This window comes from Paraclostridium sp. (genome assembly GCF_051657365.1).
In the GTDB taxonomy this organism is placed as follows: Bacteria; Bacillota; Clostridia; order Peptostreptococcales; family Peptostreptococcaceae; genus Paraclostridium.
The window spans coordinates 1-13,544 of the sequence record NZ_JBOFKN010000087.1; the positions used below are offsets into that span (position 1 = coordinate 1).

13 protein-coding genes are annotated in these 13,544 nt (G+C 25.9%); 10 read left to right on the forward strand and 3 right to left on the reverse strand.

The features are described 5' to 3' along the window. The 6 genes from ACRCYC_RS06020 to ACRCYC_RS06045 all read left to right on the forward strand — a co-directional run. The coding region (locus ACRCYC_RS06020) for a hypothetical protein (protein WP_438618200.1) at nucleotides 1-219 on the forward strand (219 nt) is incomplete at its 5' end. 118 nt (nucleotides 220-337) lie between these two features. Further along, on the forward strand, nucleotides 338-2,044 hold the full coding sequence (locus ACRCYC_RS06025) for a [Fe-Fe] hydrogenase large subunit C-terminal domain-containing protein (protein ID WP_438618201.1): 1,707 nt from the start codon (nucleotides 338-340) through the stop codon (nucleotides 2,042-2,044). After that, nucleotides 2,044-3,204, forward strand: a complete 1,161-nt coding sequence (locus ACRCYC_RS06030) for a SpoIIE family protein phosphatase (RefSeq protein ID WP_438618202.1) — start codon at nucleotides 2,044-2,046, stop codon at nucleotides 3,202-3,204. Before ACRCYC_RS06025 ends, ACRCYC_RS06030 begins: the two co-directional genes overlap by 1 nt. Nucleotides 3,205-3,240: 36 nt before the next feature. Then, complete coding sequence (locus tag ACRCYC_RS06035; RefSeq protein ID WP_438618203.1) at nucleotides 3,241-3,879, forward strand: nitroreductase family protein; 639 nt, start codon at nucleotides 3,241-3,243, stop codon at nucleotides 3,877-3,879. A gap of 32 nt (nucleotides 3,880-3,911) precedes the next feature. After that, the gene (locus ACRCYC_RS06040; RefSeq protein ID WP_438618204.1) at nucleotides 3,912-4,829 is read left to right on the forward strand and encodes a hypothetical protein; all 918 of its coding nucleotides are present in this window, start codon (nucleotides 3,912-3,914) and stop codon (nucleotides 4,827-4,829) included. A gap of 121 nt (nucleotides 4,830-4,950) precedes the next feature. Next, entirely contained in the window at nucleotides 4,951-6,228 is a 1,278-nt protein-coding gene (locus ACRCYC_RS06045) for an aminotransferase class I/II-fold pyridoxal phosphate-dependent enzyme (RefSeq protein ID WP_438618205.1), read from the forward strand. Between the two features lie 35 nt (nucleotides 6,229-6,263). Here the strand turns inward: ACRCYC_RS06045 and ACRCYC_RS06050 are convergent, their stop codons facing one another. Further along, a complete protein-coding gene (locus ACRCYC_RS06050; protein ID WP_438618206.1) occupies nucleotides 6,264-7,406 on the reverse strand; it encodes a DEAD/DEAH box helicase in 1,143 nt (380 codons plus the stop codon). 160 nt (nucleotides 7,407-7,566) lie between these two features. On the opposite strand from ACRCYC_RS06050, the gene ACRCYC_RS06055 reads away from it, so the two are divergent. Then, nucleotides 7,567-7,965, forward strand: coding sequence for a hypothetical protein (locus tag ACRCYC_RS06055; protein WP_438618207.1), 399 nt, complete (start codon nucleotides 7,567-7,569; stop codon nucleotides 7,963-7,965). Nucleotides 7,966-8,019: 54 nt separating this feature from the next. Further along, nucleotides 8,020-8,421, forward strand: a complete 402-nt coding sequence (locus tag ACRCYC_RS06060) for a hypothetical protein (protein WP_438618208.1) — start codon at nucleotides 8,020-8,022, stop codon at nucleotides 8,419-8,421. 31 nt (nucleotides 8,422-8,452) lie between these two features. Here the strand turns inward: ACRCYC_RS06060 and ACRCYC_RS06065 are convergent, their stop codons facing one another. Continuing rightward, nucleotides 8,453-9,160 (reverse strand): N-acetylmuramoyl-L-alanine amidase, encoded by a 708-nt coding sequence (locus ACRCYC_RS06065; protein ID WP_438618210.1) that lies wholly within the window; start codon nucleotides 9,158-9,160, stop codon nucleotides 8,453-8,455. A 204-nt stretch (nucleotides 9,161-9,364) separates the two neighbouring features. Here ACRCYC_RS06065 and ACRCYC_RS06070 point away from each other — a divergent pair, with 204 nt between their 5' ends. Together ACRCYC_RS06070 and ACRCYC_RS06075 are read left to right on the forward strand one after the other, a co-directional pair. After that, nucleotides 9,365-9,553: a ferredoxin gene (locus ACRCYC_RS06070; protein ID WP_438618211.1), complete on the forward strand. Its 189-nt coding sequence runs from the start codon at nucleotides 9,365-9,367 to the stop codon at nucleotides 9,551-9,553. A gap of 198 nt (nucleotides 9,554-9,751) precedes the next feature. Continuing rightward, entirely contained in the window at nucleotides 9,752-12,985 is a 3,234-nt protein-coding gene (locus ACRCYC_RS06075; protein ID WP_438618212.1) for a ligand-binding sensor domain-containing protein, read from the forward strand. A gap of 26 nt (nucleotides 12,986-13,011) precedes the next feature. Here ACRCYC_RS06075 and ACRCYC_RS06080 read toward each other — a convergent pair whose 3' ends face one another. After that, nucleotides 13,012-13,455 carry a MarR family winged helix-turn-helix transcriptional regulator gene (locus ACRCYC_RS06080; protein ID WP_438618213.1) on the reverse strand — a complete coding sequence of 148 codons (444 nt, stop codon included), beginning with the start codon at nucleotides 13,453-13,455 and terminating at the stop codon, nucleotides 13,012-13,014. Nucleotides 13,456-13,544: the final 89 nt, after the last annotated feature.

A 13,544-nucleotide genomic window follows, 5' to 3' on the forward strand; every position in this document is an offset into this window, starting at 1 on the left:
ATAATTAGTTATGATATAAAACAAACAATAAAACGTAATTTAAATATAGAACTAGCTTTAATTAACAAGAAAATAGATACAAACATAATTAATGTAGCTTGTAGGGTAAATAGTATACTAATGCCAAAATATAAATATATATATGATTTTGATGTAATGATTGCAAACTATATATTAAAGAAAAATTTAAAAAAATGTATTGAATATAGTGAAAGATAAAAAAATAACAAATAGGTTGAAGTTTTAATAACACAACAACTATAATTTAAGTGAAGGGAATGATTACTTCTAAAGAAAAAATATAATACATATAAAAGGGGAAGATTATATGTGGTTTATGAGCTTTTCTAAAGCAAGCTGTAAAAATTGCTATGCTTGTGCTAGAGTTTGTCCAGTTAATGCTATAAAGATAAAAAATGAACATGCACAAGTTATAAAAGAACGATGTATTGTATGTGGCAGTTGTTTTAAAGTTTGCCCTCAATATGCAAAAATAATAAAGTCAGATGTAAGAAAAGTTAAAGAATATATTTTATCCGGGGATAAGGTGGTAGTTTCTATAGCTCCTAGTTTTTCAGCAGTATTTGGAGACAACAGTGATAAATTACAATCTGGATTAAAAAAATTAGGTTTTTACTGTATGGAAGAGGCTATTTATGGAGTAGATTTAATAGAAAAATTATATGAAAATTATGCTAACAAAGAAGATGATTTATGTTATATAACTAGTTTTTGCCCTTCGGTTACAAGTGTTATTCAAAAGCATTATCCAGAACTTATAAAAAATTTAATTCCAGTTGTATCCCCTGTGGTATGTCATGCTAAGATGATTAAAAAGAAATATGGGATAGATACAAAAGTTGTATTTATAGGACCGTGTTTATCAAAGAAGATAGAAGGTAGTGAGTCTGAATCTATAGACACGGTATTGACTTTTATAGAATTAATAGAATGGCTTAATGATGAAAATATAAATCTTAGTAGTTTAGAAAAAATTGATTTTGACTATATTAATGTAAATAAAAGATTATTTCCTATAGTAGGAGAGCCAACTAAAAACATAGAAAGCAATAACCCCAAAAAAACAATTATTCAAGTAGAAGGAAATAAAGATTGCATAAAAATATTAGAAGCTGTCAAAAAAGGAAAGTTTAAAAATAGTTTATTAGAATTAAGTTATTGTAGGCATAGTTGCTTAGGGGGATCGGGTATGCCTAAAGATAATGTAAATTGTTATGAGCGAAGAATAAGAGTAAAAAATTATGCGAAAAGATTAGATGGAGATAAGAAAGTAAAGATAGATGAATTTTATAGTGATATGAAAAATTTTGAAGATATATGCTTAGATAGAAATTATGTATCTCTAAAAAGAGAACTAAAACAGCCAAATGATGTAGAATTAAGAGAAATATTAAAAAGTATGGGTAAATACATAAAAAAAGATGAACTCAATTGTGGTAGTTGTGGGTATTCTACTTGTAGAGAGAAAGCTATAGCGGTATACAATAATATGGCAGAAATAGAAATGTGTTTGCCGTATATGAGAGATAAGGCAGAAACTTTAGCAAATATCATATTTGATGTTACTCCAAATATGATTATAATAGTTGATAAAAATCTAGAAATTGTAAAAATGAATAAATCAAGTGAAAAATTTTTTGATGCAACAATTTCAAGAGATAAAGGACTACCCATAGTAATGTACTTAGAAGAAGAAAAATTTAAATATGTAAGAGACAATAAAAAAAATATAATAAGGCAAAAGGTAATATTAAAAGAAAACTCAAAAACTGTTATTGAAAGTATAATATGGATAGAGCATAATAAGGTCATGCTTTGGATAGCTGATGATATAACAGAAAATGAGGAATTAGAAAAAAGACTTAGAATAAAGCAAATAGAGGCTATGAATATGACCCAAGCAGTAATTGACAAGCAAATGGTTGTAGCTCAAGAAATAGCTAGTCTTTTAGGTGAAACTACTGCAGAAACCAAAGTTACATTAAATAAATTACAACAGCTTATACAAGAAGAGGTGAAATAATGGAGTATTTCATAGATTTTTCAAGTAGAAGTATGAACAAATATAATGAAGAACTTTGTGGAGATAAGGTAGAATTTTTTTATGATGAAAAAAACTTTATAGTTATTTTATCTGATGGACTTGGAAGTGGAGTAAAAGCAAATATATTAGCTACTTTAACATCGAAAATAGCAATAACTATGTTAAAAGAAGGATCAGATATATATGAAGTTGTAGATACAATAGCAAAAACATTGCCAGTATGTTCTCAAAGGAAGTTAGCATACTCCACGTTTACTATAATTAATATTGATAATAAGGGTATGGTTTATATGGCTGAATTTGATAATCCAAGTGTATTTTATTTAAGTGGTGGAACAATATCAGAAATAAATTGGAAAACTGTAAAGATAAATAATAGGTTAATTAAAGAAAGTCGGTTTGAAATTAAGGAAAATGATATAATGGTTATTGCAAGTGATGGAGTTATATATGCTGGAACTGGTAAAATTTTAAATTTAAATTGGAAGTGGAGCGATGTTTCAGATTATATAAAAAAATTCATAAATTGGAAAATGACTTCTAAAGAAATTACGGATACATTAATTGGAGTATGTGACCAATTATATATGCAAAAACCTGGTGATGACACTACAGTAGCTACAATAAAGGTTGTAAAACCTAAATACACAACATTAATTTCAGGACCACCTAAAGATAAGAATAAAGATAAAGAAATTGTTAATATGTTCATTAACAGCAAAGGCAATAAAATTGTATGTGGAGGCACAACTGCTCAAATTGTGGCTAGAGAGTTAGGAGAAAAGATAAATACTAACTTTGATATAATCGATGACAATGTACCACCAATTGCATATATAAAAGGTATTAATCTTGTAACGGAAGGGATATTAACATTAACTGAAACAATAAAAAAAATAGAACGTGTAAAAATAGAAAATAATTTGAATTTTTTAGATAAAGAAGATGGAGCATCTAAACTTGCTAAAATCATTTTTGAAAAATCTACTCATATAAAGATAATCGTAGGTGGCGCGACAAATATAGCAAATAAAAATATATGTTTAAATAAAGACATTAATAAAAGAATAGAACTGTTAGAACAATTAAAAGATATACTTCTAAGTTTAGGAAAAATAGTAGAAATTTGTTATTGTTAAGGAAACTAATTTCAATAAACAAAGGGAGATGTTATAATGAGTAAGTTAGACTTTATATATAATAGAACTAGTATTAGAAAATATACAAAAGATATGATACCGAAGGAACATATAATAGAGATTTTAAAAGCTGGTACATATGCGCCATCAGGTAAAAATATTCAAAATTGGCACTTTGTAGTATTAACGAATGAAAATAAAATAAATTCTATAGACAAGTGTATTTTAGATAAAGGAAATGAACTAAGCAATAAAGTGGTTGATAATGATGATAGACATTCATTTTTAAGCATGTTACCTTATTATACAGCGTTTAAAACTGCTCCAGTTTTAATATTAGTTTATGCTAGCAAATATCCGAATACAGAATATAATATATTAAAATTAGCAGGACAACCTGAAGAATTACTAGATAAAGCTTTATTTTCTAATCCTGGAATACAAAATATAGGTGCAGCAATGGAAAATATATTACTAGCAGCAAGTGCGATGGGATATGGAACTTGTTGGATGACGGGACCTAATTTTGCCAGAAAAGAAATAGTAAAATACACAGAATTTGAAAAAGATGGTTTTGAATTAGTATGTATGACACCTTTAGGTATACCTAGTGATGTAAAAAATATAAGACCAAAGAGAAAACCTATAGAAGAAGTAATTACTTTTATAGATTAATATAATGATAGACATAAGATAGGAGAATGACGATGAGTAAAAATTTAGAAATATCATATTCATTTGGATATGTATACGATAAAAGTAAATTGATAGTAATGTGTCCTGTAGGAGTGAATACTGTTAATGAAGCTGAATATGAAATGGAAGTGGAAGTAGCATTTTTAGAAGATGGAATAGAAAGAGTATTTGAAGAAACAGATATAAATGAAGCAAATGAAACTATAAAGCCTCTTGAAACTTTTTTAATGAAATCAAATAAGGTAATTCCATTTGTAACGAGTATAAAAAACAGCGAAACAAACGAAGAACTAAGTAATTTATTAAGTGATTTTGATAAAGAGTATGAGGTTAAATTAAACTATATAAAAAGAGGGTATGAAATATGTGATATATATGATGTATTTCAGAATGTAGTAAAATATATACCTAAAGAAAATATAGAAAACCTTAATATATTAAAAATAGAAGCTGATAAGTTTGATTTAAAATCATTTATAGAAACAACTAGGAAAAACTTAGATGATGTAATTGACGGTAGTTGGATTCCTTTAATTATGAGAAAAAGTGGACTTACAGATAGACTATTTGTAAAAGAGGAAAACCAGAGTTTAAATACTATTGAATTAAAAGAAGAAGATATTTTAAAAGAACTGGATAAAAATAGTTTATATATTGTATTTGGAGTAGATACGAGTTCGTACTCTGAAGGAATTTTATGCGCAAATAAAGAAGAAGTTAAAGATATTAATGTAGATATGGGAGATTTAGAAATTTCTCAAAATAGAGACTTTGGATACATCATAGAATTAAATAACGAATTACTATGTTTTAAAATAGCTAATTTTAATAACGAAGCAGCTAACAATCAACAAATAGCTCAAGTAGTTGATTATAGTGGGATATTTAAGATAATGATGATAAGTTTTATAAATCAATTTATAAAGTAAAAATAAGGTCTACTTCAGTAGACCTTATTTAATTGCATTAAAATAGGCTAAACTTGCGAGAAGATAACATATATGATAAAATTCAAATGTTAAATTAATATTATAAGAAATAGGTGATAAAATGTTAAATGAAACAAAAGAATTATTAAAAAACTTCTATGATTTAGATGATGAAGTATTTAACTTATCCAATGAAGTGATGGATGATATAAATGGAAGATTTGAAGAAATAAAAGAAGTAAGAGAATATAATCAATATAAAGTTTTAAAAGCTATGCAAGAATCTAAATTAAGTGATAATCATTTTAACTGGACTACAGGATATGGATACAATGATATAGGTCGTGAAAAAATAGAGGAAATATATTCAAAGGTATTTAATACAGAAGATGCTATAGTGAGACCGATAATAGTTAATGGAACTCATGCACTAACACTGTGTTTACAAGGTATAGTAAGACCGGGAGATGAAATATTATCAGTTACAGGGAAGCCATATGATACATTAGAAGGTGTTATAGGTATAAGAGAAGAAAAAGGATGTTTAAAAGAATTTGGAGTTACATATAACCAAGTTGATTTTTTAGAAAATGGAGAAGTTGATTTAGAAGGTATAAAAAGTAAAATAAATGATAAAACAAAGTTAGTTATGATACAAAGATCTAAGGGATATTCTTGGAGAAAATCTTTAACTATAGCAGATATAAAGGAAGTTATAGATACTGTGAAAAGTATAAAACCTGAAGTTATAGTAATGGTAGACAACTGCTATGGAGAATTTATAGAAACTAAAGAGCCAACAGATGTAGGTGCTGACATAATGGCAGGGTCATTAATAAAAAATCCAGGAGGAGGGCTTGCTTTAACAGGGGGATATATAGTTGGTAAAAAAGATTTAGTAGAGCTTATATCATATAGACTTACATCTCCTGGTATAGGAAAAGAATGTGGACTTACATTTGGAACAAGTAGAACTGTTTTACAAGGGTTTTTCTTAGCTCCATATGTGGTTTCTCAAGCTTTAATGGGAGCTATATTCTGTTCTAGAATGTTTGAAAAATTAGGGTATGATGTACTTCCAAAACATGATGATTTAAGAAGTGATATAATCCAATGTGTAAGGTTAAATAGTGCTGAAGAAGTTATAGCATTCTGTCAAGGTGTACAGGCTGCAGCACCAGTAGATTCGTATGTAAAACCAGAGCCATGGGAAATGCCAGGATATGACAGTGAAGTTATAATGGCAGCAGGTGCATTTATACAAGGTTCTTCTATAGAGCTAAGTGCTGATGCTCCAATTAAGCCTCCATACAATGTGTATTTCCAAGGTGGATTAACATTTGACCATTCTAAAATGGGAACTTTAAAAGCATATCAATATATGAAAAAAAATAAATAATAAAAAACCCTCTGAAAATGAGGGTTTTTTATTATTTATTTAAAATCTATTAAGTTACCTTCACATAAATCTTTATGTTGTATATTTATATTAAATTCTTTTGATAAAATTCTTATAGAACCTAGTTCTTGATTAGTAACTATAGATATAGTATCTCCTTTTTTATCTCCTCTAGCAGTTCTGCCTGCTCTATGAACATATTCATTACTATTAACTGGGAAATCTAAGTTGAAAACATGCGTTATATCATCTATATCAAGGCCTCTAGCAGATAAATCAGATGAAACTAAAATTTTCGCTTTACCCGTTTTAAACTTAGATAAAGCATTTTTTCTGTCCTCTTTGGTCATTCTGCCATATATACAAACAGAATTTGTTTTATGGAAGTTTAATTTATCATTTATGGTTTCTATACTTTCTTCATCATTCACAAATACAATAGCTTTTTTAGGATTTAAAGTAGCTAAAGACTTTCTAAGAAGTTTAAATTTATCTCGTTTATCGCCTAATAAATACATATGACTTATGTTTTTATTAATACTTACTTTAGGTGTAGTTTTTAGAACTATAGGTTCTTTCATTAAGCCTGTTAATATATCAACACATTTATCATTAGCACTAGCAGAAAATGCTAATAGTTGTCTATCTCTTAAAGTACACTTTATAATATCTTTTACAGTGTTTAGATTTTTACCACTAATTAAATTATCAGCTTCATCTAAAACAATAGTTTTTATATTGTGAACCTTTAATTTTCTTTGTTTAATTAAATCTAGTATTCTACCAGTAGTGCCGACTACTATATGTGGTTTTGTATCTTTTATATTTTTAATTTGTTTTTGGATATTAACTTCACCCATTAAAGGCAGGGTAGTAACATTCATACCTGAGTTTTCAGAAAGTAACTTTATTTGAGACACAATTTGCATTACAAGTTCATGAGTTGGAGCTAAAACCATAACTTGACTTTCTCTTTTGTTAGTATCTATCTTTTCAAATAAAGGAAGCAAGTAAGCTAGTGTTTTACCACTTCCTGTCTGTGCTTGTACTATTAAATCTTTATTTTCTTTTATATCGTCAAAAACAAGAGATTGAACTTTATTTAAGTTATTAATACCTTGTTTATTTAAGGCTTTAATTAAGTTTGAATCTAAGATGATGTCTTTAGGTTTGTTCATTTTTTACTCCTTTTTTTATATATTATTTCTAAATTAGATTTATAGTATAACACTAATTTAAATATAATTCAAAAGTATTAAGATAGGTAAATAAATTTGAAATATATTATAGAGTTATACTATAATATATTTTATGAAATTCAAAAAGGAGTACAAGCGTATGGGCAATAAAGCTAATGAAATTTTATTGAGATTTATTTTATGGAGAGAGGTTTTATATATACCTACATATACAATATTATATGATTATTTTGGACAGATATTTTGGATAGTTGTTATAATAGATAGATTTATAAATTTATTAATAATAGCTAATAATATAGATGTAGATGCATTATTTGATAAACTTTTAAAACCATTTAAAGATAAAGATGAAAAATCTGAAAGGTTAGCGAAGTTGGGATTATTCACTATAATAACTACGCCAATACTTTATATGCTAACATTATTTAATAATCAAAAATTATTTTTAATACTAATAATTTTAGAAATTGCAGATTTTATTGTATTAAAATTAATAGATAAGAACTTCAAATTATATAAAAAAAATAATAAATAAAAAATAATAAAAATACATACAATAAAGATGAAAAATATCTTTAGGGGTGAAATTATGTTTAAGTTTATTAAGATTTGTTTAATATCTTTAATTATATTCTTTATATCTAGCGTAAATATAAACTCATTTAATTATTATGATTTATATTTTGAAAAAACTAGTGATACTATAGTAAAAGGTGAATTAGAATCTTTACAAAATGGGATTACTTATAAAACTATATACAATTTGAATTTATCAAAAGATGAAATTGATGCTATCAATCATTGTGTAAAAATTAATTTTAGAGAATACAAAAAAATAAATGAAGAAAAAATAAATGAAAATGTTAGAATAAGGCCTGTATATAGAAAGATAGAAGGAAACATAGTAAAAGATTATAAAAGTTGGAATCAAAAAAAGAAAATAATTATAAAAGTTCCTATAGACATAGATTATATAATTAAAAATCATTAAAGGGTATCTATATAGATACCCTTATTTATATTTATTTTTTGTTAAATATATCTATAAATACATCTTTATAACCTTTGTTTTTTAATTCTTCGATCATTTCTTCTGCATAAACTCTATTATTGTAAGAACCACAAATTACTCTATAAAAAGTATTTGAATCTTCAACTGGAGTAGAAGGCGTAACATCTGGTTTAGAAACAGAAGATTTATAGTCAATACCTAAATATATACATATACCATGTGCAATTGCGTCGGCAAATTGATCTTGATTTTCCTTTAGAAGTATAACATCAGACTGATTATCTATAAAAGCAAGTTCTACTAAGCAAGATCTCATTTTACTTTTTCTTAGCACATGAAAATTAGCAGTTTTAACACCTCTATTAGAACTATAGATTTTAGATTTAAGTATTTCATTATGGATACAAGCTGCTAAGTCAGCAGTATTATCAGAAAAACTAAAAGTCTCTAATCCTTTAGCAGATGTATTAAAAGAATTACAATGAATTGAAATGTAGCAATCTGCACTCCAATTATTGGCGTTATTAGTTCTAGAATCAAGAGAAACTGTAGAGTCATCTAATCTACTTAATTTAACATCAATACCCTGTTTCTTTAGTATTTCTGCAACTTTTTTGGAAACAGACAAGTTGATATCCTTTTCTAACAAATTGTTTACTCCAACTGCTCCACTATCTATACCACCATGACCAGGGTCTAAGAAAACTTTTTTAGACATATTAACCTCCTTAAAAACATATTTGTACATTTTGTACTTCTGTATAATATGTTTTTAATATTAAACTTGTTCACCAAAGTAATAGGTATTATTATTTTTAGATAAATATTTGAATATTAAAAAAATATTGTTTTAACTTAAATAATATAGGGTAAATAGTAAATGATAGCAAAATAATATTTACTTAATATGGAGGCAATTAAAATGAAAGCATTTGTAGATAAAGATATATGTATAGGATGTGGAGCGTGTACAAGTATATGCCCAGAAATATTTGATATGGACAATGACGGCTTAGCTATTGCTATAGTAGAAGAAGTTCCTAGTGAATTAAAAGAGAGTGCAATAGAAGCTCAAGAAGGATGTCCAGTAAGTGCTATAACAGTAGAATAATATATATGAAGCACCTATAAGTAAAACTTATAGGTGCTTTTTTATTTTAAAGTTTTGTAACTATAAATTTTTTGCATATTAAGTGATCTTGATTTATAAAAAATATATCAAAATATAATTAATATATATATTTTGATATAGTATAATATTAAATGCAGTAGAGTAATATATTTAAAATAGTTTTGACGGAGGATTTAGATGCAAAAAAATAAATTATTTAAAATATTAACTATATTTTTTATTTTTAATATGGTTTTTATAAATAGTACAGGTGTGGGATATGCATATAGCGATATAAATTTTAGGAATATAACCATTGAAGATGGCCTTTCTCAAGCATCTGTTGAAACATTATATCAAGATAGTGATGGATATATATGGATAGGAACTAATGATGGTTTAAATAGATATAATGGTCATGATTTTAGATTATATTCATATGAAGGAAAAAATAGAGATAGTATAGTTAATAATTATATTATAGATATTAAAGAAGATCATGATAAGAATATTTGGGTAGGTACAGCTAGTGGCATAAGTAAGATAGATATGAAAACTGGAGACATCAAAAATTACACTGATTCAAAGGATCATGGAAATTTATCACATTATAATATAGGAGATATATTAATTACTAAGGAAGGCAATATAATTGTAGGGACATCAGGAGGACTTAATATATACAATAAAAAAGAAGATAAGTTCGAACAAATTTTAGAACAGGATAATCAACTTACAAGTCAAGTTATAAATACATTAACGCAAGATATTAATGGAGATATATGGATAGGAACTAAATATGGAGTAGATAGATATGACTTAAATTTGAAAATTAGAAAAGATATGTATCAAAATGAAGGTAAAAATTCATTAAGTGAAAGTAGTATATATAAAGTTTATTATGATAAATCAGGTTATATATGGGTAGGAACTAGCAATTCTGGGTTGAGTAAAATTAATTTAAAAAACAATGAAATTACAAGATATAAGAATAACTTAAATGATAAAAATTCTTTGCCTGGAAGTTATATTCGAAATATGTTGAAAGATAGTAAAAATAATATGTGGATTTGTACTGAGCAAGGATTAGCAAAATATAACTCTGATGTAGATAATTTTACTGTATATAACAATAAAGTATATGATAAAAATAGTTTAGTGGATAATGAAGTTTTTAGTATTATAGAAGATAAAAGTGGATTGATATGGGTAGGTACATATGCAGGAATAAGTATATTTGATCCAGATAATGAAATCCAACATTATAAAACTGATCCATTTAATAAAAACTCAATAAATGATAATTTAATACAGGGAATATATGAAGATAATGAAGGTCTTTTATGGGTTGGAACAAATTCTAATGGTATTAATGTAATTAATAGAAAAAATGATATTATAACAAGGATAGATAAAGAAAATGAAAATTATAAATTGAGTGATTATTCGATAAATGATATAACAGGAGAAAATAGTAAAATTTATATTGCTACAAATAACGGGCTTAACATAGTGGATAAAAAGTCGAATCAAATTAAATGTTATTTTGAGGAAGATAATATAGCAAATAATAATATTAAAAAACTATATATAGATAAATCAGGAAATTTATGGATAGGAACTATAGATGGAATAAGTATTCTAAATACAAAAGATGGAACGATAAAAGATTATACTAATTTATTAAAAAAATTAAAAATAAATGATACATATGTATCAGCTATAAATGAAGACAAAAATGGATATATATATATAGGATTTTTCTTGGAAGGTGGAGTTTTAAGATTAAATCCTAAGACTTATGAATTTGAAAATTATAAAACAACTTCAAGTAAATCAAATAACATAAGTAGTAATAGCATAAAAGTTATAAATAAAGATAAAAAAGGCGATGTATGGATAGGCACTAGATACGGTTTAAATAAATTTGATTCAAATAGTAAAAAATTCATAAATTACACAACTAAAGATGGACTTTCTAATAATACTATATATGGAATATTATTTGACAAGCAAGGAAATCCATGGGTTAGTACTAATTTGGGAATTTCAAAATTAGATATAAAAAGTAATAAATTTCAGTCATTGGGAATAACGGATGGTTTACAAAGTAATGAATTTAATGGAAATGCTTATTTTCAAAATAAAGAAGGTGAATTTTTCTTTGGAGGAATAAATGGGTTAAACACTTTCTATCCAAGTGATATAAAGCAATCTAGTTTTAATACTAAAGTAGCATTTGATGAATTTAATGTAGATGGGGAACCGTATAAAAATATAGATGGTAAAAAGTTTAAAAGTAATCAAAATACTATAAGCATAAACTTCTTTTTACCATCATACAAGAATACTGGAAAAATAAGGTATTACTATAAGTTAGAAAATGCTAAAAGTGACTGGTATTTACATTTTAAAACTTCTGAATGGAATTCATCTGAGAATAATAGCGTTGTATACAGTAACTTAGATCCTGGAAATTACGAATTTAAAGTAGTTGCAAGAAACAATAATGGAAGTTTTAGTATTCAAAATAATATTAAATTTACTATAGAAAAGCCATTTTGGAAAAGTAATACAGCTTTATTATTGTATTCTTTAATAATGGTGATAGCATTGTATTATTATATTAATAGAATGAAAAGGCTTGATAAACTAGTATATAAAAGAACTAGTCAATTAAGAAATGAAATGGAAAAAAATAATAAATTACTAAATAAGGTTATACAGTTAGAAAAAAATAAATATAATTATTTCGTAAATTTATCTCATGAATTAAGAACTCCTTTAAATGTAATAAATGGTACACAACAACTTATTACGGAATTAAATAAAAAAGAAGAGGGACTAAGTAAATCTAAGATAAATCACTATATGAATGTCATAGATAAAAATTCAAAGCGTCTTTTAAATCTTATAAATAATATAATTGATAGTACTAAATTACAAAATGATCAGTATATAGTTAATTTAGAAAAGCATGATATTATATATATAGTAGAAGAAACAGTATTAGGTTTAAGGGATTATATAGAAAGTAAGGGAATTGAATTAATTCTAGATCCTGAAATAGAAGAAAAGATTATACAATGTGACAATTATGAAATAGAACGATGTATTGTAAACTTGATTGGGAATGCTGTTAAGTTTACTCCTATGGGGGGGAAGATAGAAGTAAAAATAAAAGATTTAGATGATAAAGTTATGATTAGCATAAAAGATAGTGGTATTGGAATAGAAAAGAAGTTTCATAACTCTATATTTGATAGATTTAATCAAGTCATAGATGCTAATGCTGAGGTTAAAGGTGGAAGTGGACTAGGACTTACAATAACCAAGCAAATTATACAATTGCATAAAGGGAGTATACATGTAGAAAGTGAAGTTGGAAAAGGCAGTAATTTTATAATAATATTACCAGAAAAGATAAAATAAAAAAGAACTCTATCGAGTTCTTTTTTTTAATCAAGTTTAACTATTATACTTGCAAGATTAGCAACTGAATCACTCATTAATAGTAAATCTTCATTTGAAAGCGTTGTTAATTTAGATAAAAGTAGTTCCTTGAGTCTCCTTTTATGTTCGATAGCTATATCATGAGCTTTTTGAGTTAAAGCTATTCTAACTATTCTCCTATCATTAGGGTCTTCTTTTCTAAATACCAAATCTTCACGTATAAGCTTGTCTATAATAGGCGTCATATTAGGTTTAGATATTGATAGTCTAGAAGCAATATCTGATATAGAAGATGAACCATTATTAAAAAGATAAAATATAATTTTAACATGAGAAGGTGGCATAGGTGAACATTTAACCATTTTATCTTGATTAAAGACTTTGCTATTTAATTGCATAAGCAAATTAAATAAATCATCGGATATTTTAGTTAAATCTGTATTATTCATGCAAAAACTCCTTTAATATATAATTATATTATTATTATAAACTAAAATAATATTTTATACAATTTAAAAAAGTTATTGACTTATAATTA

Excerpts from the sequence above, each read along its gene's own strand:
- ACRCYC_RS06025 (WP_438618201.1), top strand. The coding sequence starts at position 338 with ATGAGCTTTTCTAAAGCAAGCTGTAAAAATTGCTATGCTTGTGCTAGA.
- ACRCYC_RS06030 (WP_438618202.1), top strand. The coding sequence starts at position 2,044 with ATGGAGTATTTCATAGATTTTTCAAGTAGAAGTATGAACAAATATAAT.
- ACRCYC_RS06035 (WP_438618203.1), top strand. The coding sequence starts at position 3,241 with ATGAGTAAGTTAGACTTTATATATAATAGAACTAGTATTAGAAAATAT.
- ACRCYC_RS06040 (WP_438618204.1), top strand. The coding sequence starts at position 3,912 with ATGAGTAAAAATTTAGAAATATCATATTCATTTGGATATGTATACGAT.
- ACRCYC_RS06045 (WP_438618205.1), top strand. The coding sequence starts at position 4,951 with ATGTTAAATGAAACAAAAGAATTATTAAAAAACTTCTATGATTTAGAT.
- ACRCYC_RS06050 (WP_438618206.1), bottom strand. The coding sequence starts at position 7,406 with ATGAACAAACCTAAAGACATCATCTTAGATTCAAACTTAATTAAAGCC.
- ACRCYC_RS06055 (WP_438618207.1), top strand. The coding sequence starts at position 7,567 with ATGGGCAATAAAGCTAATGAAATTTTATTGAGATTTATTTTATGGAGA.
- ACRCYC_RS06060 (WP_438618208.1), top strand. The coding sequence starts at position 8,020 with ATGTTTAAGTTTATTAAGATTTGTTTAATATCTTTAATTATATTCTTT.
- ACRCYC_RS06065 (WP_438618210.1), bottom strand. The coding sequence starts at position 9,160 with ATGTCTAAAAAAGTTTTCTTAGACCCTGGTCATGGTGGTATAGATAGT.
- ACRCYC_RS06070 (WP_438618211.1), top strand. The coding sequence starts at position 9,365 with ATGAAAGCATTTGTAGATAAAGATATATGTATAGGATGTGGAGCGTGT.
- ACRCYC_RS06075 (WP_438618212.1), top strand. The coding sequence starts at position 9,752 with ATGCAAAAAAATAAATTATTTAAAATATTAACTATATTTTTTATTTTT.
- ACRCYC_RS06080 (WP_438618213.1), bottom strand. The coding sequence starts at position 13,455 with ATGAATAATACAGATTTAACTAAAATATCCGATGATTTATTTAATTTG.